The 22,453-nt window shown below is 47.9% G+C and carries 32 protein-coding genes; 29 read left to right on the forward strand and 3 right to left on the reverse strand.

Annotation, left to right across the window (positions count from 1 at the left end):
- Positions 1-8 precede the first annotated feature (8 nt).
- The 26 genes from rplV (at position 9) to prfA (ending at position 15,013) form a co-directional block, all read left to right on the forward strand.
- Positions 9-371, forward strand: a complete 363-nt coding sequence (gene rplV, locus NG796_RS21045; RefSeq protein ID WP_015148975.1) for a 50S ribosomal protein L22 — start codon at positions 9-11, stop codon at positions 369-371.
- Positions 372-468: 97 nt separating this feature from the next.
- Entirely contained in the window at positions 469-1,203 is a 735-nt protein-coding gene (gene rpsC / locus NG796_RS21050) for a 30S ribosomal protein S3 (RefSeq protein ID WP_261209062.1), read from the forward strand.
- A gap of 110 nt (positions 1,204-1,313) precedes the next feature.
- Positions 1,314-1,727: a 50S ribosomal protein L16 gene (gene rplP, locus NG796_RS21055; protein WP_261200424.1), complete on the forward strand. Its 414-nt coding sequence runs from the start codon at positions 1,314-1,316 to the stop codon at positions 1,725-1,727.
- A gap of 4 nt (positions 1,728-1,731) precedes the next feature.
- Positions 1,732-1,953 (forward strand): 50S ribosomal protein L29, encoded by a 222-nt coding sequence (gene rpmC, locus NG796_RS21060; RefSeq protein WP_261209063.1) that lies wholly within the window; start codon positions 1,732-1,734, stop codon positions 1,951-1,953.
- A 13-nt stretch (positions 1,954-1,966) separates the two neighbouring features.
- Complete coding sequence (gene rpsQ / locus NG796_RS21065) at positions 1,967-2,218, forward strand: 30S ribosomal protein S17 (protein WP_261209064.1); 252 nt, start codon at positions 1,967-1,969, stop codon at positions 2,216-2,218.
- A gap of 18 nt (positions 2,219-2,236) precedes the next feature.
- Positions 2,237-2,602: a 50S ribosomal protein L14 gene (gene rplN / locus NG796_RS21070; RefSeq protein ID WP_015148980.1), complete on the forward strand. Its 366-nt coding sequence runs from the start codon at positions 2,237-2,239 to the stop codon at positions 2,600-2,602.
- Positions 2,603-2,953 carry a 50S ribosomal protein L24 gene (rplX, locus tag NG796_RS21075; RefSeq protein WP_261209065.1) on the forward strand — a complete coding sequence of 117 codons (351 nt, stop codon included), beginning with the start codon at positions 2,603-2,605 and terminating at the stop codon, positions 2,951-2,953.
- Positions 2,954-3,056: 103 nt separating this feature from the next.
- Positions 3,057-3,602, forward strand: coding sequence for a 50S ribosomal protein L5 (gene rplE, locus NG796_RS21080; RefSeq protein ID WP_261209066.1), 546 nt, complete (start codon positions 3,057-3,059; stop codon positions 3,600-3,602).
- A 25-nt stretch (positions 3,603-3,627) separates the two neighbouring features.
- Positions 3,628-4,029 (forward strand): 30S ribosomal protein S8, encoded by a 402-nt coding sequence (gene rpsH / locus NG796_RS21085; protein WP_015148983.1) that lies wholly within the window; start codon positions 3,628-3,630, stop codon positions 4,027-4,029.
- A 116-nt stretch (positions 4,030-4,145) separates the two neighbouring features.
- Positions 4,146-4,685 (forward strand): 50S ribosomal protein L6, encoded by a 540-nt coding sequence (rplF, locus tag NG796_RS21090; RefSeq protein WP_261200418.1) that lies wholly within the window; start codon positions 4,146-4,148, stop codon positions 4,683-4,685.
- Between the two features lie 3 nt (positions 4,686-4,688).
- Entirely contained in the window at positions 4,689-5,051 is a 363-nt protein-coding gene (gene rplR / locus NG796_RS21095; protein WP_261200417.1) for a 50S ribosomal protein L18, read from the forward strand.
- Between the two features lie 147 nt (positions 5,052-5,198).
- A complete protein-coding gene (gene rpsE, locus NG796_RS21100; protein WP_261209067.1) occupies positions 5,199-5,723 on the forward strand; it encodes a 30S ribosomal protein S5 in 525 nt (174 codons plus the stop codon).
- 50 nt (positions 5,724-5,773) lie between these two features.
- On the forward strand, positions 5,774-6,229 hold the full coding sequence (gene rplO / locus NG796_RS21105) for a 50S ribosomal protein L15 (protein WP_261209068.1): 456 nt from the start codon (positions 5,774-5,776) through the stop codon (positions 6,227-6,229).
- A 76-nt stretch (positions 6,230-6,305) separates the two neighbouring features.
- Entirely contained in the window at positions 6,306-7,616 is a 1,311-nt protein-coding gene (secY, locus tag NG796_RS21110) for a preprotein translocase subunit SecY (RefSeq protein ID WP_261209069.1), read from the forward strand.
- Complete coding sequence (locus NG796_RS21115) at positions 7,616-8,173, forward strand: adenylate kinase (RefSeq protein ID WP_261209070.1); 558 nt, start codon at positions 7,616-7,618, stop codon at positions 8,171-8,173. The genes secY and NG796_RS21115 overlap by 1 nt, the downstream gene beginning before the upstream one ends.
- 251 nt (positions 8,174-8,424) lie before the next feature.
- Positions 8,425-8,649, forward strand: coding sequence for a translation initiation factor IF-1 (gene infA / locus NG796_RS21120; protein WP_008191178.1), 225 nt, complete (start codon positions 8,425-8,427; stop codon positions 8,647-8,649).
- A gap of 113 nt (positions 8,650-8,762) precedes the next feature.
- A complete protein-coding gene (gene rpmJ, locus NG796_RS21125; protein ID WP_006618079.1) occupies positions 8,763-8,876 on the forward strand; it encodes a 50S ribosomal protein L36 in 114 nt (37 codons plus the stop codon).
- Between the two features lie 101 nt (positions 8,877-8,977).
- On the forward strand, positions 8,978-9,361 hold the full coding sequence (gene rpsM / locus NG796_RS21130; protein ID WP_261209071.1) for a 30S ribosomal protein S13: 384 nt from the start codon (positions 8,978-8,980) through the stop codon (positions 9,359-9,361).
- Between the two features lie 96 nt (positions 9,362-9,457).
- On the forward strand, positions 9,458-9,853 hold the full coding sequence (gene rpsK, locus NG796_RS21135) for a 30S ribosomal protein S11 (RefSeq protein ID WP_015148991.1): 396 nt from the start codon (positions 9,458-9,460) through the stop codon (positions 9,851-9,853).
- Between the two features lie 210 nt (positions 9,854-10,063).
- Positions 10,064-11,014 carry a DNA-directed RNA polymerase subunit alpha gene (locus tag NG796_RS21140; protein ID WP_261209072.1) on the forward strand — a complete coding sequence of 317 codons (951 nt, stop codon included), beginning with the start codon at positions 10,064-10,066 and terminating at the stop codon, positions 11,012-11,014.
- 150 nt (positions 11,015-11,164) lie between these two features.
- A complete protein-coding gene (gene rplQ, locus NG796_RS21145) occupies positions 11,165-11,515 on the forward strand; it encodes a 50S ribosomal protein L17 (protein ID WP_254566641.1) in 351 nt (116 codons plus the stop codon).
- Between the two features lie 99 nt (positions 11,516-11,614).
- Positions 11,615-12,439 carry a tRNA pseudouridine(38-40) synthase TruA gene (truA, locus tag NG796_RS21150; protein WP_261209073.1) on the forward strand — a complete coding sequence of 275 codons (825 nt, stop codon included), beginning with the start codon at positions 11,615-11,617 and terminating at the stop codon, positions 12,437-12,439.
- Between the two features lie 117 nt (positions 12,440-12,556).
- Positions 12,557-13,012 (forward strand): 50S ribosomal protein L13, encoded by a 456-nt coding sequence (rplM, locus tag NG796_RS21155; protein WP_261209074.1) that lies wholly within the window; start codon positions 12,557-12,559, stop codon positions 13,010-13,012.
- Complete coding sequence (rpsI, locus tag NG796_RS21160; RefSeq protein ID WP_261209075.1) at positions 13,012-13,425, forward strand: 30S ribosomal protein S9; 414 nt, start codon at positions 13,012-13,014, stop codon at positions 13,423-13,425. Before rplM ends, rpsI begins: the two co-directional genes overlap by 1 nt.
- Positions 13,426-13,550: 125 nt before the next feature.
- Complete coding sequence (rpmE, locus tag NG796_RS21165; protein WP_261209076.1) at positions 13,551-13,793, forward strand: 50S ribosomal protein L31; 243 nt, start codon at positions 13,551-13,553, stop codon at positions 13,791-13,793.
- A 116-nt stretch (positions 13,794-13,909) separates the two neighbouring features.
- Entirely contained in the window at positions 13,910-15,013 is a 1,104-nt protein-coding gene (gene prfA, locus NG796_RS21170) for a peptide chain release factor 1 (protein ID WP_261209077.1), read from the forward strand.
- Positions 15,014-15,159: 146 nt separating this feature from the next.
- Here the strand turns inward: prfA and NG796_RS21175 are convergent, their stop codons facing one another.
- The 3 genes from NG796_RS21175 to nrtS all read right to left on the reverse strand — a co-directional run bounded on the left by NG796_RS21175 (position 15,160) and on the right by nrtS (position 18,373).
- Positions 15,160-15,819, reverse strand: a complete 660-nt coding sequence (locus NG796_RS21175; RefSeq protein WP_261209078.1) for a hypothetical protein — start codon at positions 15,817-15,819, stop codon at positions 15,160-15,162.
- Between the two features lie 660 nt (positions 15,820-16,479).
- Entirely contained in the window at positions 16,480-17,469 is a 990-nt protein-coding gene (gene arsS, locus NG796_RS21180) for an arsenosugar biosynthesis radical SAM (seleno)protein ArsS (protein WP_261209079.1), read from the reverse strand.
- A gap of 667 nt (positions 17,470-18,136) precedes the next feature.
- The gene (gene nrtS / locus NG796_RS21185) at positions 18,137-18,373 is read right to left on the reverse strand and encodes a nitrate/nitrite transporter NrtS (RefSeq protein WP_317619337.1); all 237 of its coding nucleotides are present in this window, start codon (positions 18,371-18,373) and stop codon (positions 18,137-18,139) included.
- A 576-nt stretch (positions 18,374-18,949) separates the two neighbouring features.
- Here nrtS and NG796_RS21190 point away from each other — a divergent pair.
- The 3 genes from NG796_RS21190 (at position 18,950) to NG796_RS21200 (ending at position 22,302) form a co-directional block, all read left to right on the forward strand.
- Complete coding sequence (locus tag NG796_RS21190) at positions 18,950-20,500, forward strand: mercuric reductase (RefSeq protein ID WP_261209080.1); 1,551 nt, start codon at positions 18,950-18,952, stop codon at positions 20,498-20,500.
- Between the two features lie 72 nt (positions 20,501-20,572).
- A complete protein-coding gene (gene arsM / locus NG796_RS21195; RefSeq protein WP_261209081.1) occupies positions 20,573-21,544 on the forward strand; it encodes an arsenosugar biosynthesis arsenite methyltransferase ArsM in 972 nt (323 codons plus the stop codon).
- A 95-nt stretch (positions 21,545-21,639) separates the two neighbouring features.
- Positions 21,640-22,302 carry a TVP38/TMEM64 family protein gene (locus NG796_RS21200; RefSeq protein ID WP_261209086.1) on the forward strand — a complete coding sequence of 221 codons (663 nt, stop codon included), beginning with the start codon at positions 21,640-21,642 and terminating at the stop codon, positions 22,300-22,302.
- The last annotated feature ends 151 nt before the right edge of the window (positions 22,303-22,453 follow it).

The following is a 22,453-nucleotide window of genomic DNA, read 5'->3' on the forward strand; positions in this document are numbered from 1 at the left end:
AGAAAACTATGGCTATTGATACCTCAACAGAAGTCAAAGCGATCGCGCGTTATATTCGGATGTCTCCGTACAAAGTACGGCGAGTCCTGGACCAAATTCGAGGTCGCTCCTATCGCGAAGCGCTGATCATCCTCGAATTCATGCCCTATCGTGCTTGCGATCCGATTCGTAAAGTTCTGCGATCGGCAGCAGCCAACGCAGAGCATAACAGCGGACTTGATCCAGCTACCTTATGGGTTTCTCAAGCTTATGCCGATGGTGGCCCGGTTCTCAAGCGATTCCGGCCTCGGGCGCAGGGACGGGCTTACATGATTCGCAAGCCGACCTGTCACATCACCGTTGCCGTCGCTCCCGAGCTTGACGACGAATAGAACAGCAAACGTAAACGTGCTAAGTAAGCCCAAGTCTTGACTTTACGGTTTACGAAACACGGGTTAGTTTTTACGGTAAGTAGAGGACGCACAGAACGTGGGACAGAAAATACACCCAACGGGTTTCCGGCTTGGTGTGACCAAAGAACACCGCTCCCGGTGGTTCGCGGATAGCAATCGCTACCCCGAACTTTTAGAAGAAGACTACAAAATTCGCCAATATGTCCACAGCACCTTAAACAACGCGGGCATTTCCGATGTTCGGGTCGAGCGTAAAGCCGACCAGATCGACCTGGAAGTTCGCACCGCCCGCCCGGGTGTGGTTGTGGGTCGGGGTGGCAGTGGCATCGAGTCCTTACGGACCGGACTGCAAGAAATGCTAGGCAGTAACCGTCAAATCCGCATCAATGTTGTGGAAGTGGCCCGAGTGGATGCTGATGCAACCTTGATTGCCGAATACATCGCCAGCCAACTCGAACGCCGGGTTTCCTTCCGTCGGGTCGTGCGGCAAGCCATTCAACGGGCTCAAAAAGCAGGGGTTGAAGGCATCAAAGTCCAAGTCAGCGGACGCCTCAACGGGGCAGAAATTGCTCGGACCGAATGGACTCGCGAAGGCAGAGTACCTCTGCATACCTTACGCGCCGATATTGATTACTCCTACCGCACCGCCAGTACCATTTATGGGATTCTCGGCGTTAAAGTGTGGACCTTCAAGGGAGAAATCATCCCCGGACAAGAACTGGAAGTCACCGCAGCAGCGGGTGCAGGTCCTCGGCCCCGAGGCGGCAAAAAACGCCGTCAGCAATTTGAAGACCGCTCCAATGAAGGGTAAGAGATCAGCAAGGGTAGGGAGCGAACGCTTGACCCAGCGGTATCCCACCGCTAGAACGCACGCTATCGCCTCCCTTAGCCGCTCTATGAACCATTACCGATTACCACATCATGTTAAGTCCTAGAAGAACGAAATTTCGCAAGCAACAGCGCGGGCGGATGCGAGGACTCGCAACTCGGGGTAATGAAATTAACTTCGGTGAATTCGCCCTACAAGCGTTAGAACCTTGTTGGATTACCTCCCGCCAAATTGAAGCCAGCCGTCGAGCCATGACCCGGTATATCCGTCGGGGTGGCAAGATCTGGATTCGCATCTTCCCAGATAAACCCGTGACCATGCGTCCAGCAGAAACCCGGATGGGTTCTGGTAAGGGGTCTCCCGAATTTTGGGTGGCTGTGGTCAAACCCGGTCGCATTATGTTTGAAATTGGTGGCGTTCCGGAAGCAACCGCCCGGGAAGCCATGCGGTTGGCGGATTATAAGCTGCCGATTAAAACCAAGTTCATTTCGCGAGAAGGGGAGTAAGAAAATGGCTTTTCCCAAAATGGCAGACATCGCCAACTTGAGCGATGAGGAAATCAACGAGCAGATTTTGAGCCTGAAGCGGGAATTATTTACGCTCAGACTGCAAAAAGCTACGCGCCGGTTGGAAAAAACCCACCTGTTCAAGCACAAGAGACACCAACTGTCTCAGTTGCTCACACTGGAAGGCGCACGCAAACGGGCTAACGCCGAATCCACCGCCGAATAACAAACTAAGTGACATGGCAGTTAAAGAAAGAGTTGGTGTAGTCGTCAGCAACAAGATGGATAAAACCGTTGTTGTGGCGATCGAAAATAGAAGCCCTCATCCCAAGTACGGCAAAATTGTCGTCAAAACCAAGCGCTACAAAGCGCATGATGAGGAGAATCAATGCCAAGAGGGCGATCGCGTCCGCATCCAGGAAACACGCCCCCTCAGTCGCACAAAACATTGGCAAGTGATTGAGATTCTCAATAGTGCCGCCCAAATCTAAGAACCACGGAGACTGAAGGTGATTCAACAAGAGTCGTATCTCAACGTTGCCGATAATAGCGGTGCTAAGCGGTTAATGTGTATTCGCGTCCTCGGGGGCAACCGACGCTATGCCGGTGTTGGTGACGTGATCATTGCCGTTGTCAAGGATGCTATTCCCAATATGCCGATTAAAAAATCTGATGTTGTGCGTGCTGTTGTGGTGCGCACCCGCAAAGGATTACGTCGCGATAGTGGGATGAGCATTCGCTTTGATGACAATGCCGCCGTGATTGTTAACCCCGACGGTAACCCCAAGGGAACCCGCGTTTTTGGCCCCGTTGCTCGCGAATTGCGCGATAAAAATTACACCAAAATCGTATCCTTAGCGCCGGAGGTGCTGTAAATGGCTAAACAACGGAACACTGCACTGACGCGCTATAAAATGCACGTCAAAACCGGCGATACGGTGCAGATTATTGCCGGGAAAGAAAAAGGAAAGGTTGGAGAAATCATGAAAACCTTTCCGACCAAGAGCCAAGTGATTGTGAAAGGCGTTAACGTGAAAACAAAGCACGTTAAACCTCAGCAAGAAGGAGAATCAGGTCGGATTGAGACTTTTGAATCTCCAATTCATAGCTCAAATGTCATGCTTTATTCTTCCAAAGAAAAAGTGGCAAGCCGCATTTGTTACACCTTTACCGAAGATGGACGGAAGGTGAGAATGCTCAAGAAAACCGGGGAAATTATTGATTAGGCAAGGGACGAAGGGTAAGGGATTCTTGCCCTACCCCACCGCTCTATATCTTCAAACATAAGGATGCCCTGACCAAGACCAGGGATTAAGGATGTAAAAACTCATGACCACTCAACTCAAAACGCGGTACCAAGAAACGATCGTCCCCAAACTGATGGAACAGTTTAAGTACACCAATATCCATCAGGTGCCAAAGGTAGTGAAAATCACCATTAACCGAGGCTTAGGGGAAGCGTCTAGCAATGCGAAAGCGCTAGAATCATCTTTGGCCGAAATCGCTACAATTGCGGGACAAAAACCCGTGGTGACTCGGGCGAAGAAAGCGATCGCAGGCTTTAAAATTCGTCAAGGAATGCCTGTAGGAATGATGGTCACCCTCCGGGGCGATCGGATGTATTCTTTCCTCGATCGCCTCATAAGTTTAGCACTACCTCGGATTCGGGACTTTCGCGGCATTAGTCCCAAAAGCTTTGACGGACGAGGTAATTACACCTTGGGCGTCAGAGAACAATTAATTTTTCCAGAAGTAGAGTACGACCGGATTGACCAAATTCGGGGTATGGACATATCCATCATCACAACGGCAACAACGGATGAAGAGGGCCGCGCCTTACTCAAAGAAATGGGAATGCCCTTCAAAGAAGGATAATTAACAGGGGAATAAGGAGCGAAAAATGGCGGCTAACGACACGATTGCAGACATGCTTACACGCATCCGCAATGCAAGCCTAGCACGGCACCAAAAAACAGAAGTTCTATCCACAAACATGACCCGTTCCATCGCCAAAGTTCTTCAAGAAGAAGGCTTTATTGCCGAATTTGAAGAAGTTGGGGAAGGGGTCGATAAAAAACTGGCGATCGCCTTGAAATACAAAGGCAAAAATCGTCAACCTATTATCAAAGCCTTAAAACGGGTCAGTAAACCCGGTCTGCGAGTCTATTCCAATCGGAAAGAACTCCCTCGCGTTTTAGGCGGCATTGGAATTGCCATCATTTCCACCTCATCGGGCATCATGACCGACCGCGACGCCCGTCGTCAAGGTGTAGGCGGTGAAGTGCTTTGCTATGTCTGGTAGTTTGAGATTTTTCCCGTGAATTGGTCTTGAATCCACTGCAAGGGGAAGCAGCACCCTGCCCCCTTCAATTCTGACCTTACGGCTTAAATCTCGACAAGTAAAGAAAGAGGAAAACTATGTCTCGTATTGGTAAGCGACCCATTAATATACCGGCCAAAGTCGTTATATCCATTGATGGGCAAAAGGTCTCCGTTAAGGGGCCAAAAGGCGAACTTTCCCGAGAGCTACCCGCCGAAGTCATCGTTGAACAAGAAGGCGAAACCATCCAAATCACCCGTCGGGACGAGTCTCGGGCCGCCCGTCAACGTCATGGATTGTGCCGCACCTTGGTCGCCAACATGGTTCAAGGGGTCTCTGAAGGATTTCAAAAACGACTGGAAATTCAAGGGGTGGGCTATCGCGCTCAAGTCCAAGGGCGCAACCTAATTCTCAACGTTGGTTATAGCAACCCCGTGGAAATTAATCCCCCCGAAGGCATTTCAGTCGCCGTTGAAAACAACACCAACGTGATTGTCAGCGGCATCAACAAAGAAATCGTTGGCAATACCGCTGCCAAAATTAGGGACGTCCGTCCCCCCGAACCCTATAAAGGTAAGGGAATTCGCTATGCAGGCGAACAAGTCAGACGCAAGGCAGGGAAGACAGGTAAGAAATAAACTATGAAGCTGACTCGCAGTGAATCTATTGAACGCCGTCATCGGCGCGTGCGACGTCGGGTCGTCGGCACCCCAGAACGTCCTCGGTTATCTGTATTTCGCTCTCACCAGCATATTTATGCGCAAGTGATTGACGATACCCAACACCAAACCCTAGCGGCGGCATCCACCCTCGACCCGGCATTGAAAGCCGAATTAGAGACAGGAGCCACTTGTGATGCATCAGCCAAAGTCGGCAAACTGATCGCCGATCGCGCCCGGGAAAAAGGTATTCAAAAAGTCGTCTTTGATCGCGGCGGTAACCTGTACCACGGTCGGGTAAAAGCCCTAGCAGAAGCGGCTCGTGAAGCGGGTTTAGAGTTCTAAAAAGTTCTAAAGTCGCCTAAGTGTCGGCAGTTGCGCGTTGCCCTATAGCCCGGGATAATCTCGTCCCACAAGAGCGATTCAAACCGAGCGAATCGGCCAACGCACCAACACCGAACGAATAGCAACAATCATTCCTGACAAAAAACTATGGCAGAACGTCGTAAAAAAAACGCCCGCACTCGGGAAAAAGAAACAGACTGGCAAGAGCGGGTCGTTCAGATTCGCCGAGTTACTAAAGTCGTCAAAGGCGGTAAAAAACTCAGCTTCCGGGCGATCGTTGTTGTCGGTAACGAACGCGGTCAAGTCGGAGTCGGTGTGGGTAAAGCCAGTGATGTGATCAGCGCCGTTAAAAAAGGCGTTGCCGATGGCAAAAAGCACCTGATCGAAGTACCTCTCACCAAAGCTAACTCCATTCCTCACCGCGTCGATGGCAGTGCCACCGGAGCTAAAGTGATGATGCGTCCCGCCGCACCTGGGACCGGGGTAATTGCCGGGGGTGCAGTCCGCACCGTGCTTGAATTAGCCGGAGTTCGCAATATTCTCGCCAAACAGTTGGGGTCTAACAACCCGCTGAACAATGCTAGAGCTGCGATCGATGCCCTAGTCAGTCTGCGAACCTTGTCTGAAGTCGCTGACGAGCGTGGCATTTCCGTTGACAAGCTGTACGCCTAATCCATCGCCATCAGCTTGAACCGAGTCAAGTTACAGACACAGGGAAAAAAATGAGAATACATGAACTAGGACCCAAAGCCGGGTCTAAAAAACGGAAACGGCGCTTGGCTCGCGGTATTTCTGCCGGTCAAGGTGCCAGCGCTGGTAAAGGGATGAGAGGTCAAAAAGCGAGAGCCGGGGGTAGCACCCGTCCTGGGTTTGAAGGGGGACAACAGCCCCTGTATCGCCGCTTGCCTAAGCTCAAGCACTTTCCCCTCGTCAATCGCAAAGAATACACTACGATTAACGTAAGTAAGTTGGCATCATTGGCCGCTAACAGTGAAGTGACCTTAGCGTCCCTGATGGAAGCGGGCATTATTACCACCAATGATGGGCCGCTGAAAATCTTGGGAGATGGGGACCTCAATGTTCCGCTGAATGTGAAAGCTGCTGCCTTTACCGCAGGAGCCAAAGCCAAGATCGAAGCTGCCGGTGGAACTTGTGAAACCAGTGATGCCAAATCCTAGGGTGATATGACCTTAGGGGCATTGATCCTACGACAAGGACACGGAGCGCTGCAATGAACAGTAGAGGTACTCCTTAATGGTTGTTAGTCGAGATAAAGCACCAACCGCTCAGGAGACTTTCATGCAGATGGCTAGAGCAGCGGGCCTGCGAGGTCGGCTGCTCCTCACCATTGGTATGTTAGTTTTGGTGCGCTTAGGCATTTGGATTCCAGTTCCTGGTATTGATCGCGCGCGATTTCAAGCCAATATTGATGGCAGTCCGCTGATTGGTTTTTTGGACCTGTTTTCTGGGGGTGGCTTACGAGCTTTAGGGATTTTTGCCCTAGGGATCCTGCCTTATATTAATGCCTCCATTATTATGCAATTACTGACTTCTGCTCTCCCTTCTTTAGAAGATTTACAAAAAAATGAAGGGGAAGCGGGTCGGCGCAAAATCTCTCAGATTACTCGTTATGTCGCCTTGGGGTGGGCATTGCTGCAAAGTGCTGGCATTGCTCTGTGGGTTGGCGCTTTTGCCGAAAACCCAGATCCAGGTGTTTTATTCTACGTGCAAACTGCGGTGGCATTGACCACTGGCTCGATGTTTGTGATGTGGGTATCTGAGCTGATTACAGAACGGGGGGTGGGCAATGGTGCTTCTTTATTGATTTTTGTCAATATTGTGGCGGTTCTCCCGAATTCTTTGGGTCAAACCCTGGCTCTGGCTCGGGAAAACCAAGCGATTGTCGGTCCCGTTTTGATTCTGACTTTGGTCTTTTTAATCACAATTGTTGGGATTGTTTTTGTCCAAGAAGGGACTCGAAGAATTCCAATTATTTCGGCTCGTCGTCAGGTCGGACGGAAGCTTTACCGGGAGAAAAGTAGCTATCTTCCTTTGCGATTAAATCAAGGGGGGGTGATGCCGATCATTTTTGCATCGGCGGTGTTAATTCTCCCTGCTTCTGTGGCTCAATTTACTAAAAATGAGTTGCTGATTACGATTTCGTCTTATTTGAGTCCGAATGGTCCCGCTCCATTTGTTTATGTGGCGTTTTATTTGACGTTAATTCTGTTTTTTAGCTATTTCTACGCTTCATTGATTGTTAATCCCGTAGACATGGCTCAGAATTTGAAAAAAATGGGGGCCAGTATTCCGGGGATTCGTCCGGGACGGGCGACGACGGAATATGTAGAGCGGGTACTCAACCGATTAACGTTTTTGGGAGCCATTTTTCTGGGAATGGTGGCGATCGTCCCAACTGCTGTCGAAAGTGCCACAGGTGTGCGGACTTTCCAGGGGTTTGGCGCAACGTCTCTGCTGATTTTAGTGGGGGTGGCGATCGATACGGCCAAACAAATTCAAACCTATGTGATTTCCCAGCGCTATGAAGGAATGGTGAAGCAATAGTGACAAGACTAATTTTTTTGGGTCCTCCTGGAGCCGGGAAGGGAACTCAAGCTCAGATCCTCTCCCAATCTCATAATATTCCCCATATTTCGACTGGGGATATCTTGAGGACCGCAGTTGAGCAACAGACTGATTTAGGCAATCAGGCTAAGGAGTATATGGATCGCGGGGAGTTGGTTCCGGATTCGCTGCTGTTAGATCTGATTCGCGATCGCCTGACTCAACCGGATGCCACTCAATCGGGATGGATTCTGGATGGGTTTCCCCGGAATGTGGCTCAAGCTGAATTTTTAGATCATCTTCTGGATGATATTCAGCAAGAATGTAAGTCAGCTATTAGTTTGGAAGTCCCTGACAAACAGTTGATTGATCGCTTGCATGGACGAGGCCGCAGTGATGATGGGGATGAGACGATCGCTCGTCGTTTACGGGTCTATTATGCCCAAACGATGCCGGTGATTGATTATTATCGAGAGCGGGGTCGGCTGATTGCTATCAATGGCAATTCGCCGATTGAGGCAGTTGCGGCGATTCTGAATAAAGTAGTCACCAGTTGAAAAAAAATGCCACCGGGAAATGGGGTTTAAATGCCGGAGTTACCCAGTTACGATTGCTGCTGTTTCCGGTGGCAGTGACTGGTGTAACTTCCCCCCTGCCTGGGTCGATCTGACGCTATTTTTGCTAAGATATCTGACGGACTGCTCTATGAGCTATTCGTGAAAAATTTTTAGCAGTGCGATCGCCATCGGATCGGGATGGATCGCCCGAGCGCTATTGACTGTATTTCTAGCATTGAGGTAAAAACAACTTGGCTAAACAAGATCTAATCGAGATGGAAGGGACGGTTACCGAATCCCTCCCTAACGCGATGTTTCGGGTAGACCTAGACAATGGGTTTAACGTACTCGCCCACATCTCGGGAAAAATTCGCCGGAATTACATCAAAATTCTTCCGGGCGATCGCGTCAAAGTAGAACTGACCCCCTACGACTTAACTAAAGGTCGTATCACCTACCGTCTTCGTAAGAAGTAAGGATTCTTTCTAGCTTATCCCTAAAAATCCTGATAAAAACAAGTCGGTCCTATTTTTGTCATTTCTGGCAAAAATTGATATAATATGAAGTTTGTAGCGCTGCTCAAAGAGAAATGAAAGTTCGAGCATCCGTCAAGAAGATTTGCGAGAAGTGCCGCGTCATTCGTCGTCGCGGTCGAGTCATGGTCATTTGTTCCAATCCAAAGCACAAACAACGTCAGGGTTAGATCAAGACCCGTCTAATCAATTCATAAATGCCCTAAATTCTGGCATTTAGAATTGCTCACCGTTGTAGAAACATACTAACCAGTAGAGGGAGAAAACGAGCGTGGCACGAATTGCCGGAGTAGATCTTCCTCGCGATAAGCGAGTTGAGATAGGTCTACAATACATTTATGGGATTGGGCCAACGCGAGCCCACCAAATTTTGGAGCGCACCGGGGTCAATCCAGATACCCGCGTCAAAGATTTAACCGATGCCGAGGTTACCACCCTCCGGGAAGACTTAGAAAAAAATTACGAAGTCGAGGGGGATCTCAGACGCTTAGAGTCCATGAACATCAAGCGTTTGATGGACATCGGCTGCTATCGGGGTCGCCGCCATCGCATGGGACTCCCGGTACGCGGACAAAGAACTCGGACCAATGCCCGAACCCGTCGAGGTGGAAGGCGCACCGTGGCTGGCAAGAAAAAAGCCCCTTCCAAGAAGTAAGAACGATTCAATCTCGAATCAGGTTCGGCTTCATCAAGCCGAACTTCTTACTGACTCTCAATCATTTAAACCTTCACTATTGCGATTGCGATCGATATGGCGCGACAAACAACCAAAAAAACTGGCTCGCGGAAGCAAAAAAGGAATGTGCCTAATGGAGTGGGTTACATTCAGTCCACCTTTAATAACACCATTGTCACGATTACTGACCCTAGCGGAGAAGTAATTTCTTGGGCAACCAGTGGTTCTAGTGGTTTTAAAGGTGCGAAAAAAGGAACTCCCTTTGCCGCTCAAACCGCAGCAGAGAACGCAGCACGCCGTGCAGTTGAGCAGGGAATGCGTCAAATTGAGGTCATGGTTAGTGGTCCCGGTTCAGGCCGTGAGACTGCCATCCGCGCCCTCCAAGGTGCGGGCCTAGAAATCACCTTGATTCGGGACGTCACCCCCATTCCGCACAATGGCTGCCGTCCACCCAAGCGCCGTAGAGTTTAAACATTGGCTCAATTAGCCTTGGAAAAAACGAAGTCAGACAAACAAGATTCGGACATCAGGATTGAGTGCAGATGAGGGATTTAAAACAAATAACTCCTGAGTCATCACTCCGAGCGATCGTCACATCCTCAGCCAATGAGGAGCGAATCAGCATTAAACGAGGGAGGCTAAACTGGCCTTCGATGGATCGAGGAGAAGGGAGGTCACTCCGTGGCGCAGTTTCAGATTGAGTGTGTAGAGTCAAACACTGAAAGAGACCAGTCCCAGTATGGCAAATTCTTACTGGAACCGTTAGAACGGGGTCAAGGCACAACGGTAGGGAATGCCCTCCGCAGAGTGCTGCTTTCTAACTTGGAAGGGACAGCGGTTAGCGCGGTCCGGATTGCCGGTGTCAATCACGAGTTTGCCACAATTGAGGGCGTCCGAGAAGATGTTCTGGAAATTTTACTGAACATGAAGGAAGTCGTCCTCAAAAGCTACTCACCCCAACCGCAAATCGGACGCTTACTGGTTCAAGGTCCGGCAACAGTAACCGCAGGTCGGTTTGATTTACCCTCAGAGGTCGAGTCGATCGATCCCAACCAGTATATCGCCACCGTTGCCGAGGGTTCCACCTTAGAAATGGAATTTCGGGTGGAAAAGGGCAAAGGATATCGAGCAGTGGACCGGAGTCGAGATGAAAACGCGGCGTTAGACTTTCTCTTGATAGACGCTGTATTCATGCCCGTTCGCAAAGTCAACTACAGCGTTGAAGATGCACGGGTAGGCGGCTCTTTGGAGAAAGACCGATTGATTATGGAAATCTGGACGAATGGCTCGATTTCGCCCCAAGAGGCGCTGAGTCAATCCGCCAGCATCCTAGTGGATCTGTTTTCTCCACTCAAAGATATCACGATCGAGTCAATGCTCGAAGAATCGCCAACAGAAGCCGACCCGACCAGTCAAATTCCGATTGAAGAATTGCAACTTTCCGTGCGAGCTTACAACTGTCTCAAACGGGCGCAAATTAATTCAGTCGCGGATCTACTCGACTACAGTCAAGAAGATCTTTTAGAAATCAAAAACTTCGGTCAAAAGTCGGCAGAAGAAGTCATCGAAGCATTGCAAAAGCGCTTAGGGATTACCTTGCCCCAAGAAAAGTCAGCTAAAACCAGCACTTAAGCGGCCAAGTGTCAAGTGTTAAGTGTAAAGTCTGAAACCCTCTGACTTCATCCTTTACACTTCACACTTTTTACTTCCCTAAAGTCAGTCAAGCGCTTATAATTTATAGTTCATCCTTTATCGTTCAACCTACATCGTTGATACTTCATTATGCGCCACCGTTGTCGCGTTCCCCAATTAGGTAAACCAGCAGATCAGCGTAAAGCTTTGCTAAGAGCGCTGACTACAGAGCTACTTCGTCATGGTCGCATCACGACGACTAAAATTCGAGCTAAAGCCGTGCGCTCCGAAGCTGAACGAATGATCACTCTAGCCAAAGATGGGTCCTTACCCGCTCGTCGTCAAGCGATGGGTTATGTGTATGATAAACAGCTCGTTCACGCCCTGTTTGAAAAAGCTCAAGAGAGATATGGAAATCGCCAAGGCGGTTACACTCGGATCATGAGAACTGTTTCCCGTCGGGGAGACAATGCAGACATGGCAATTATCGAGCTAGTCTAAGCGAATCTCAGGATTTTTAGCCGCCCTGGTTTTAGTTGTTTTAACCCTAAAATCTTTGCGCTAAACCCTCATGTTTCCCATAAATCCTCCAATCCTACGATGCTGACCCAAAGAATTGCCCTGGTCATTCAATACCTGGGCACTCATTTTCATGGGTGGCAACGGCAACCGAACCAAAGGACGGTACAGGAGGAGATCGAAACGGTACTGGCCGGTGTCCTCAAGCAACCCACTCGCGTGATTGCTGCCGGAAGAACGGATACGGGGGTTCATGCAGCCGCTCAAGTGGCTCATTTTGAAGCCAGCAGTCCGATTCCACCGGAAAGATGGGCGGGGGTCCTTAATAGTCGTCTCCCCAACGATATTTTGGTCCTGGCATCGGCGGCGGTAGACTCCCAGTGGCACGCTCGATTTTCGGCGGTTTCCCGTCGCTATCGATACATCCTCTATACCGACAAGCAACCCAACTTGTTTGTGCGCCCGTTTTCTTGGCATTATTATTATGCACCCCTGGATGAATCCTTGATTCAAGAAGCCCTGAACCCTTTGGTGGGTCATCATCATTTGGCAGCCTTTCACCGGGCTGGGTCGCAGCGCCAGCATTCCTGGGTAGAGGTACAGGAAGCCAAATGCGATCGCCAGGGTCCATTCGTTCAGATCGAAGTGCAAGCCAATGGGTTCCTCTATGGGATGATGCGGCTATTGGTTGGCTTGCTGGTTGAAGTCGGGACATCGGAGCGAGACCCTTCATCCTTTAAAGACCTATGGGTGAATGAGCGTCGCTCCGAAGTTAAATATGCAGCACCCGCCCAGGGTCTATGCTTATTGCGAGTGGCCTACCCTGAGTCTCCCTTTCCCCCTGAAATTTGGTGGGATACGATGCCAGAGTTTGTCCTGAGTCCCTCCCTTATGAAGCTGCCATAGAGCTTTCATTCAATATTCAGTCCAAGGTCCGGCGAAGCAAGGGTCCTGATTGAGGCAGTTGCCTCCATTGCAACCCATTAGCCCAGCTCATTGACAACTGATACCTACAAACTAACCATGAACAAAACTTACGTTCCACCACAAGGCTCCATCGAGCAAAAGTGGTATGTCATCGATGCCGCCAACCAGCGTCTGGGCCGGTTGGCTGTGGAAATTGCCCGCATCCTGCGCGGTAAAAATAAACCCACCTATACCCCTCACATGGATACAGGTGATTTCGTCATCGTGGTCAACGCTGAAAAAATTGAAGTCACCGGCAAAAAACGCACCCAAAAACTCTACCGCCGTCATTCCGGTAGACCGGGCGGCATGAAAACCGAAACCTTTGCCAAACTACAAAATCGCTTGCCCGAGAGAATTATCGAGCAAGCGGTGAAAGGAATGCTACCCAAAAATAGCTTGGGGCGGCAGTTGTTCACCAAGTTGAATGTGTATGCCGGAAGCGAGCATCCTCACTCGGCTCAAAAACCTGAAACTTTGACCATCAACACTATTCCAGGAGGTAATTCTTAATGCAAGGAATCCAACAAAGTGGCCGCGTCATGTATTGGGGGACGGGCCGTCGGAAATCTTCTGTCGCCCGGGTGCGCCTCGTTCCAGGTAACGGCACGGTAACTATCAATGGCAAAGCGGCAGAAATCTATCTTCAGTACAACGCGGGTTACCTGGGTGCAACCAAAGCCCCCTTGGAAACCCTCGGCCTGGAAAATGAATATGACGTCCTGGTGAATGTCCGGGGCGGTGGGTTAACCGGACAATCTGAGTCGATTCGTTTAGGCGTCGCTCGTGCGCTGTGCGAACTCGATCCTGAAAATCGCCATCCTCTGAAAGTGGAAGGCTTTCTCACCCGGGACCCTCGTGCTAAAGAACGGAAAAAATACGGTCTTCGCAAAGCTCGGAAGGCCCCTCAATACTCCAAACGTTAAGGAGTTGGGTCAACTGTCCTTTGTCATTGGCTGTTGGTATTTCCCCAATGACAAATGACTGCTGATCATGATACAGAAGGCTAAAATAAAACAGAACAAGCGACGGGTTCAAGGAGAACAAAACCATGCCAAAACCAGGAATTCATCCCGAATGGTATCCAGAAGCTAAAGTCATTTGCAACGGTGAAGTTGTGATGACCGTGGGTTCGACAAAACCGGAAATTCATGTAGATGTCTGGTCCGGAAATCATCCTTACTATACCGGCACCCAAAAGGTGATCGATACGGAAGGACGGATTGAACGCTTCCGTCGGAAGTACGGGATGACTTCGACCAGTGGAGAAAGCGGTCAAAATACTAAGAAGTAGCCCGGGTATTTTAGCTGTTAGCTGTGAGGAGTAGCAAATTGATATTTTGCTATGGTTTAATCAGCTAACCGCTAGAGATCCACGCGCTCCCTACTTTCTAGACTGAGGACTGCTCTATGGCCGAAACTTATCTACTCGATAAATTAAAATCTGTTGAACAAACTTTTCACGAATTGACTCGACGGATGGCGGACCCCGATATCGCCAGAGACCCGAACGAGTTTCAAAAAGTGGCGAGAGCCCGTTCCTCCTTGGAGGAAGTGGTGAATACTTATGAAAATTGGAAAAATACGGAAGCGGAGTTAATTGGCGCAAGGCAGGTCCTCAAGGAAGCCAGTAGCGATTTGGAATTGCAACAGATGGCAGCTATGGAAGTAGCGGAGCTGGATGAGCAGTTAACACAGCTTGAAAAACGGCTGAAGATCTTGCTGCTGCCTCGGGACCCGAATGATGAGAAAAACATCATGTTAGAAATTCGGGCTGGAACTGGGGGAGATGAAGCTAGTATTTGGGCGGGGGATTTGGTGCGGATGTACTCGCGCTATGCTGAAACTCAAGGCTGGCGCGTGAAGATGTTGAGCGAGTCCACGGCGGATATGGGTGGATTTAAAGAGGCAATCCTGGAAATTCAGGGAGAGCAAGTTTATAGCAAGCTCAAGTTTGAGGCGGGAGTGCATCGGGTTCAACGCGTGCCGCTTACTGAAGCGGGAGGTCGGGTTCATACTTCTACAGCAACGGTGGCGATAATGCCGGAGGTGGATGAGGTGGAGGTCCACATCGACGCGAAGGATATTGAATTGACGACGGCGCGATCGGGTGGCGCTGGGGGTCAAAACGTGAACAAGGTGGAGACGGCGGTGGATTTGTTCCACAAACCCACGGGGATCCGGATTTTCTGTACGGAGGAGCGATCGCAGCTTCAAAACCGAGAACGCGCGATGCAAATTTTGCGGGCGAAGTTATACGATTTGAAGTTGGCGGAACAACAGGAAGCGGTGACTTCGATGCGCCGATCGCAGGTCGGAACGGGTGCGCGCTCGGAAAAAATTCGCACTTACAATTACAAGGATAACCGGGTGACGGATCACCGTTTAGGTCAGAATTTTACTCTAATGAGTACCCTGGAAGGGGATATCGAGGAAGTGATTCAATCTTGCATCAGTCAGGATCAGCAGGAACGGTTAGAGGAACTGGCGGCTTCGACAACGATGCCAGTGTAGTTGACAAATTAACCGTTTTGGAATATGGAGGATGGTACATCATCAGCTATCTCTGAAACAAAAAGCGAGAACTAGGTTCTCGCTTTTTTTCTGGGCGATCGCATCATAAGGTTTCCCCACTGAATCTGGCGATCGCTAGGATGTTGTTAGGGTCGGGAAAGCAGGTAGCGCCACTGTTGTGGAAAGGGGTGACGGATAAAGACTTGGGAAGCCTGTTGATAATGAGAGAAGGACCGGGCGAGATTATCGATGCGATCGCCCTGTAAGCGTTCACTATAGGCTAAAGCGAGATTATCCTGGGTGGCTCCCCATCGTTGGGATTGGAGGCGACTGCAAGGCAACATAGGAAGGGCCGTTTCACAACAGGCGATCGCAATTTCGATAAACTCGGCTTTTTTCCCTTGGGAATAGTCCCAAATTAGGCCGCCTAGATTGACGAGGACTGTGGCTAACTCAAGGGTTCGTTTTTGGCTGAGAGTCGGTAAAATGCCAATAACAACGCGAGAGAGACGTTCAGCAAAGCGATCGGTGAGGAGTTCGTCATGCCTTGCTAAGGTGGGGTAGAGGGCTGTAGGGTTGCCCTGGACCTGCTCCATTTCCTGTAAAACAGTGGCTAAAAACCGAGTGGTTGGGCGATCGGTGGAGTGATAGAGTGCGATTGCCTCTGTGAGTGTACGCTGGCGATCGGTAGATTCAGCATTCTCCCTAGTGATCCATCCTGGATTGGGGCGTTCTAGGGCCGCTTTGAAGCCTTGAGCGGTCTGTCGTCGTCTACTGGGAAGGTTGGCAAGGGTTCGCTCATGCATGATTCAGTTCCTCTGCTAATTTCTTAGGTCATTTTCTGCCGATGTTGCTCATTGATACCGGGTTAAACTGGGGGTGGCTTGGATCTAATGATCCGTGGGGATTAAAGGCGATCGGAGCCAGTCCTCTTTTTAATTTTTAGTCTTTTTGGGTCAGGATGAAATCCTCCAAATGGCAGACTTCCTGCAATTGAGTCTCGTTGAAATTGAGTAATTTTCTATTTAGATTTGCTTATATTTTCATCCGTATCCGTATATTTTTTTACTAAAAAATAGTAAAAATCTTTTAGGGGGTTTATTTAATTTATAAAAAAAAATATAGATTGGTTAAATTTCAATTCTAAAAAAATACAAACCCGTATAAAAAATAGGTCTACTCTGATTTAGATAGGCTAATAAATTGCAAAAAAAATTACAAAACTGGACCTTCTAAAGGATTTCCCAGAAGCTCGGTGTATAGCCTGGGAATTCCTTCTGAGACACTAGATTTCTTAGCATTCCTCTGGTTAATCAGCTTAGATTGAACTCAAAAATCGAGTTTTGGGTCGTTTTTAGAGAACAACTCCTAAATGTAGGGGCACCCTTAGCGAATTGCCCCTACAGAGTATAAACGTAATGCGTAAGTCTGAGGAGCGATCGCCACCTTCCATAAGCTTGCGCAACTTAGAGTAAAGCCCCGCCACAACTTGAGCCAGATCCGGCAGTGCATCCGTAACAAAAGGCAGCGGTTTGGACTTCCGTGAGTAAATCTAAACTGCCTGAGGATAACAGTTTTGCTACGGTGAGTGCTTCGCCGTCGGCAGTTTTTGCCGGGATGCCTTCCATTTGATTAAAATCGCAGTCATAAATATTACCTAAATAGTCGATAGAGAGTTCATTGCGACACATCAAATGAGGAACGGTTTCGGGATTGAAATTATCCTCTAAAAACTGTAAGTAAGGTTGATGGAGTTGTTGGCGTTGTAGAGATAACTTGGTGCGACCAATGGGTAAATTGGTTAGGGTCAACAACTGGTTAAAGGTAATGCCATAATGTTCGGCCAAGTAAGTTTTATAATCGGCTTCTAACTTGGCTTGGGGTGGAGGTAAATAAAATTGGTCGCGCGAAGTAGGTAGGGATGGATTATAGACCAAATTTAAAATTAACTGCGGATTCGAGCCATAGCCTAGATCATTGAGTAACTTTATCCCCTGAATCGAGCAGTCATATACGCCCTTACCTCGCATTTTGTCAACATTACTGGATAAATAACAAGGGAGAGAGGCCACGACTTGTAATTGATGTTTGGCGAAATAGGCCGGTAAGTCGGCAAAACTGTGTTCAAAAAAAATGGTTAAATTGGAGCGAACAATCACCTGTTTTCCCGCCGCGCGGGCTGCCTCAACTAAGGGTTTAAATCCATAATTCATTTCGGGTGCGCCGCCGGTGATGTCTACGGTGTGAATTGAATCAAAACGATGAATTAATTCAATCAATTGGTCACAGACTTCAGGGGAAAGTTCTTCGGTACGATTGGGTCCGGCTTCTACATGACAGTGAATGCAAGCCTGGTTACAGCGTTTTCCTAAATTAATTTGTAAAACGGTGATTTCATTTTTTGTTAAGGGGGAACCGATTTTATGAGAGAAGGGAGTAATGACCGTTTGAACCATGAATCGCTCCTGATTGTTGTTTAGGTTAATGAGTTTGGGATTATAAATTAAACCCTGAAAAGGCTGAATTGGGGAGTGGGAAAGCAAAAAAAGGGAGACAGGTCAACCACTTTTTAAGCGCGATCGCCTAAAGCCGTACCCCAAATGCCTCAAGCTGTGGATCGTGGGATTTAAGCCAGAAAATAGCTGGCGCATCCTTGGAAGAAGGCTTGTTACCTATCACCTATTGTAGCGGGTGCTTCTTTTAAAAGCTACAATCCGCAACGGTTGGGGCTTGAGCAAAACAAAAATCTTCGCCCTCGTTTTTTTCTGAGCCATCTTCCAACCGGGTCATAATCCAGCCATTTAGTAAATTTTTGATGGGTCAATGAAGTGAACCCTTAAAGATATTTCATTTTCTGGTATTTCGATTAAATTATATCAATATTAGGGGTATATCAATCCCAGATAGATATTCAATAAAGCTTTAAAATTAAAAATGTAAAACCCAGTTTTTCTGTCCCTTATCTTCAATTCGGTTGAACAACTTTGTGCCTATTCTGCCATTTCTTTTACTGCACCACAGAAGTAGTTCGAGGCAACCCCCACCCATAATTAAGCCCCTACGCACGCCTCAAACCCAGATAGGGTGGGGAAGTCCTAAAAGAGATTAATTCTCAAACTAGACTCAGGACTTGTTTCGCGCATTACTGGCAAACTGACCGTGAATATTGACCAGATAAGGGAGACAATAGGATAATCCCGCAGAAATCCAACGGTCTTGGTTCATTTGTCCATTTAAAAAAGCCTTACCGTGGTTGATCACGAAGAGAACGGTCCCGACAAACAAAGCAACTTTTACCGCAGTTGGTGCAAACCGGGGATTAAATAAAATGCCACCCATTTTTTTCAAAAATTTACTCATGCTTTGAAACCCTTGAACTCAAATGACTGATATGACCCAAGACTAGACCTAGTGGACAAAAAAATATGTGCTATAATTAACAGTCTGCTAAACTTTAGAGCAAAGTGGGAATCATCGGGCTGATTGGCATCTCCTTAAACTTGCCCAGTCTGCTAGATTATAAAATTATCTAAACTTTCGGTAATAGCACAAAATTATGTTGCCAAAGGTCTAATTAATCGGGTTAACTCCCGACGAAGAGTAACAGATGCGCTAAAGCTGATTAATAGATTAGGGAGCGGTAAAAATATGGGGGTAGGGAAATGAGGGGCCAAGGTTCCATAGAACCTCAAAAGAATATAAAAATAAAAAAAAGTCATTTTTTAGAGGATTTTAGAAGGGGTATAAAAATTTATCTCTACCTTGTTTATATACCCATTCAGGAGGCTAGACCAATTTACATGACGTAGATATTTTAATCGAACGCCCGGTTTTTGAACAGAATCTCGGGCGGTTAAATTCAGGGTTTTTGTTTGCAAATCTGAGGAATAATTGTAAATCTATAGAACTCTTATTACTTTGGGAATCCCAACAACTATGACCCCTTCAATTAAACAAGAACCTGCTCTACAACCATTGGATGAGTATAATCAATCCCTTATGTCTCATGTTCATCCCATCGATTGGGTGAATCCTTCCCCTGCCGCCAATTATGATTTGGTTGTGATTGGTGCGGGAACCGCTGGACTGGTGGTGGCGGCAGGTGCTGCGGGGTTAGGGTTGGGATTAAAAGTTGCCCTAATTGAAAAAAGCTTGATGGGGGGAGATTGCCTAAATGTCGGTTGTGTCCCTTCTAAATGTCTGATTCGGTCCTCGCGGGTGGTGGCGCAGATGCGGGAAGCGACTGCTTTTGGGATTCAGTCGCCGGATGGCATTAAGATTGATTTTGCGGCAGTGATGGCGCGAATGCGGCGAATTCGTGCGGGAATTAGCCCTCATGATTCGGCGGAACGGTTTCGGAATTTGGGGGTTGATGTGTTTTTAGGACGGGCTGAGTTTTTAGATAGTGGCGCGATCGCCGTCAACGGAAACCACCGCCTCCCATTTAAAAAAGCCGTGATTGCCACGGGTGCTCGCGCCACTCGTCCTGACATTCCTGGATTAGCAGAAACTGGCTATTTAACCAATGAAACCGTCTTTTCCCTCACCGAATGTCCCCCCCGATTAGCAGTGATTGGAGGGGGTCCGATCGGGTGTGAACTCGCTCAAGCATTTCAACGCCTCGGCAGTCAAGTTACTTTATTTCATAAACATAAACATATCCTCGATCGCGAAGATGTTGAGGCGGCAGAAATTGTCCAACAACAATTATTACAGGACAATCTGAAGTTAGTTTTAGATTGTACTTTAGAAAAAGTGGAAACCACGGATGCTGGGAAAGTCATCCATTACCGTCAAAATGATGTAATTAACACTGTTATTGTCGATGAAATCTTAGTAGGGGCGGGACGGACTCCCAATGTTGATGGGTTAAATTTAGAGGCGGTAGAAGTTAAATATGATGCCCGTCGCGGTGTGATTGTTGATGACTATTTGCAAACTACTAATCCGCGCATTTATGCGGCTGGAGACATTTGCATGAACTGGAAATTTACCCATGCAGCAGATGCGGCAGCGCGAATTGTGATTAAAAATACCTTGTTTTCTCCTTTTGGGTTAGGACGAAGTAAATTGAGTAGTTTAGTAATGCCTTGGGTGACTTATACTGATCCAGAGATTGCTCATGTGGGATTGTATGAGCGGGAGGCGCAAGAGAAGGGTTTAGAAACGAATACGATTACGATTCCCTTTAATACTGTCGATCGCGCGTTAGCGGATGGGGAAACGGAAGGGTTTGTCAAAATCTTCCATAAACGCGGTTCTGACCAGATTTTAGGGGCAACCATTGTGGCGCGTCATGCTGGGGAAATGATTAGTGAAATTACCTTGGCGATCGCCACTAAACAGGGACTGAGTGCCTTATCCGGCGTGATTCATCCCTATCCCACTCAGGCAGAAGCGATTAAAAAAGCCGCCGATGCTTATCGCCGGACTTTACTCACCCCTCGCACTCAATCTTTACTGAAGCTGTTAACCAAATTCAGTTAACCTATCTCCATTAATCCGCTATTCTTGAGTTAATTGCTGAGTGTTTTGTATTCATTCACCTCGACTTAATTTATGAGCTATTTAGAAACAACTGCCCAATTCTACGCCGAAGCTGCTGAAAACCCTCAAGAGGGGCTCTGCTGTGTCAGCACTCCACCGCTGCAATTACCAGGGTTAAAATTTCCCGAAATCATGCAGCAAATGAACTACGGCTGTGGTTCAACGGTTCATCCAACTGAGTTATTTGGAGAACCGACCGTTCTTTATATTGGCGTCGGCGGTGGAATTGAAGCCCTACAATTGGCTTATTTCTGTCGTCAACCGGGAGGCATAATAGCCGTAGATCCGGTGCCAGAAATGCGGCAAGCAGCGACGCGAAATTTACAGATTGCTGCGGAAGAGAATGAGTGGTTTAATCCGGAGTTTGTGCAAATTTTTGCCGGAGATGCCTTTGCCTTGCCGATGCCAGATGCTTCCGTGGATGTGGTGGCACAAAACTGTTTATTTAATATCTTTGAACCCGAGGATTTGGAACAGGCATTATCCGAAGCCTATCGAGTATTAAAACCCGGGGGACGATTGATTATGAGTGACCCGATCGCCACCCGTCCCATTCCTTCTCATCTCCAACAGGATGAACGGTTACGCGCCCTCTGCTTATCCGGTGCACTCTCCTACGAAGACTACATTCAGCACTTGATTAGTGTCGGGTTTGGTCAAATTGAAATTCGCGCCCGTCGTCCTTATCGGCTGTTGGATACTCAGAATTACAATCTGGATGAACCTCTACTTTTAGAAAGTTTAGATTCTGTCTCCTTCAAAGTGCCAATTCCTGATGATGGCGCTTGTGTTTTTACTGGCAAAACGGCTATTTATGCTGGACAAGAGGCAATGCTAGATGATGGGGCAGGACATTTGCTCCAACGGGGAATTCCGGTGGCAGTCTGTGACAAAACTGCCGCTAATTTAGCCCGTCAGTTTCCTGGAAATCTGATGATGATAACTGAGTCTACTTGGTATTATAGCGGCGGCGGATGCTGCTAAAAATATAAAAATACCACCAAATCTGATAGGATCAGTAGAGAAGAATTAAGAGGATATCTTGGGTGGGAATTAGTGCAGTCATCTGTTTTTTAAGTATTACTCCTACCCTAGCAGAAAGTGTGGGAGATTCAGCCGGATTCAACCTGCACCAACTGCTCCTAAATGCGTTAAGTTGGATTGAAGGTTTGGGGGTGGTAGGCGGTATTGCGTTTATCGCCATTTATATTGCGGCAACGGTTGCCTTTCTACCGGGGTCAATTCTAACGTTGGGTGCAGGGGTTGTGTTTGGTGTGGTACTGGGTTCGGTGTATGTGTTTATTGGGGCAACCTTGGGGGCGATCGCCGCATTTTTAGTCGGGCGCTATCTGGCAAGAGGGTGGATTAGCCAAAAAATTGAAGGCAATCAAAAATTTGCGGCGATTGATCAAGCAGTTGCCAGAGAAGGATTAAAAATTGTCCTGCTAACTCGTCTTTCCCCCATTTTCCCCTTTAATCTCTTGAATTATGCTTTCGGGATTACTGGGGTTTCTTTAAAAGACTATGCCTTGGGTTCAATTGGTATGATTCCGGGAACCGTGATGTATGTTTATATTGGTTCTTTAGCTGGGGATTTAGCTAGAATTGGCACTGAAAATCAACCGACTAATCCAACTATTCAATGGGTCATTCGCATCTTAGGCTTACTCGCTACGGTTGGAGTTACGCTCTATGTCACCCGGATTGCTCGCAAAGCCTTGGATGAAAAAGTTACAGATTAACCAGTCAGTTTAAACGATTATTTTAGAAGATTTTATCAGGAATGATAAAATAATATAGCACTTCTCAATTAATTACTGGAGTTTAGACTAAGCGAAATTTGACCCACCAGGAGGGGAGCCACTGTTAAAAGAGTGTAGGACAAAAATGAGA

The sequence above is a fragment of the Laspinema sp. D2d genome (genome assembly GCF_025370755.1).
Taxonomy (GTDB): Bacteria; Cyanobacteriota; Cyanobacteriia; order Cyanobacteriales; family Laspinemataceae; genus Laspinema.

Excerpts from the sequence above, each read along its gene's own strand:
- rpsE (WP_261209067.1), top strand. The coding sequence starts at position 5,199 with ATGGCAGAACGTCGTAAAAAAAACGCCCGCACTCGGGAAAAAGAAACA.
- rpsH (WP_015148983.1), top strand. The coding sequence starts at position 3,628 with ATGGCGGCTAACGACACGATTGCAGACATGCTTACACGCATCCGCAAT.
- nrtS (WP_317619337.1), bottom strand. The coding sequence starts at position 18,373 with ATGAGTAAATTTTTGAAAAAAATGGGTGGCATTTTATTTAATCCCCGG.
- rplM (WP_261209074.1), top strand. The coding sequence starts at position 12,557 with ATGAACAAAACTTACGTTCCACCACAAGGCTCCATCGAGCAAAAGTGG.
- prfA (WP_261209077.1), top strand. The coding sequence starts at position 13,910 with ATGGCCGAAACTTATCTACTCGATAAATTAAAATCTGTTGAACAAACT.
- NG796_RS21190 (WP_261209080.1), top strand. The coding sequence starts at position 18,950 with ATGACCCCTTCAATTAAACAAGAACCTGCTCTACAACCATTGGATGAG.
- rplO (WP_261209068.1), top strand. The coding sequence starts at position 5,774 with ATGAGAATACATGAACTAGGACCCAAAGCCGGGTCTAAAAAACGGAAA.
- rpmJ (WP_006618079.1), top strand. The coding sequence starts at position 8,763 with ATGAAAGTTCGAGCATCCGTCAAGAAGATTTGCGAGAAGTGCCGCGTC.
- NG796_RS21175 (WP_261209078.1), bottom strand. The coding sequence starts at position 15,819 with ATGCATGAGCGAACCCTTGCCAACCTTCCCAGTAGACGACGACAGACC.
- rplQ (WP_254566641.1), top strand. The coding sequence starts at position 11,165 with ATGCGCCACCGTTGTCGCGTTCCCCAATTAGGTAAACCAGCAGATCAG.
- rplE (WP_261209066.1), top strand. The coding sequence starts at position 3,057 with ATGACCACTCAACTCAAAACGCGGTACCAAGAAACGATCGTCCCCAAA.
- rplV (WP_015148975.1), top strand. The coding sequence starts at position 9 with ATGGCTATTGATACCTCAACAGAAGTCAAAGCGATCGCGCGTTATATT.
- secY (WP_261209069.1), top strand. The coding sequence starts at position 6,306 with ATGGTTGTTAGTCGAGATAAAGCACCAACCGCTCAGGAGACTTTCATG.
- truA (WP_261209073.1), top strand. The coding sequence starts at position 11,615 with ATGCTGACCCAAAGAATTGCCCTGGTCATTCAATACCTGGGCACTCAT.
- rplP (WP_261200424.1), top strand. The coding sequence starts at position 1,314 with ATGTTAAGTCCTAGAAGAACGAAATTTCGCAAGCAACAGCGCGGGCGG.
- arsM (WP_261209081.1), top strand. The coding sequence starts at position 20,573 with ATGAGCTATTTAGAAACAACTGCCCAATTCTACGCCGAAGCTGCTGAA.
- rpsK (WP_015148991.1), top strand. The coding sequence starts at position 9,458 with ATGGCGCGACAAACAACCAAAAAAACTGGCTCGCGGAAGCAAAAAAGG.
- rpmE (WP_261209076.1), top strand. The coding sequence starts at position 13,551 with ATGCCAAAACCAGGAATTCATCCCGAATGGTATCCAGAAGCTAAAGTC.
- rpmC (WP_261209063.1), top strand. The coding sequence starts at position 1,732 with ATGGCTTTTCCCAAAATGGCAGACATCGCCAACTTGAGCGATGAGGAA.
- rplX (WP_261209065.1), top strand. The coding sequence starts at position 2,603 with ATGGCTAAACAACGGAACACTGCACTGACGCGCTATAAAATGCACGTC.
- arsS (WP_261209079.1), bottom strand. The coding sequence starts at position 17,469 with ATGGTTCAAACGGTCATTACTCCCTTCTCTCATAAAATCGGTTCCCCC.
- rpsQ (WP_261209064.1), top strand. The coding sequence starts at position 1,967 with ATGGCAGTTAAAGAAAGAGTTGGTGTAGTCGTCAGCAACAAGATGGAT.
- rplF (WP_261200418.1), top strand. The coding sequence starts at position 4,146 with ATGTCTCGTATTGGTAAGCGACCCATTAATATACCGGCCAAAGTCGTT.
- rpsI (WP_261209075.1), top strand. The coding sequence starts at position 13,012 with ATGCAAGGAATCCAACAAAGTGGCCGCGTCATGTATTGGGGGACGGGC.
- rplR (WP_261200417.1), top strand. The coding sequence starts at position 4,689 with ATGAAGCTGACTCGCAGTGAATCTATTGAACGCCGTCATCGGCGCGTG.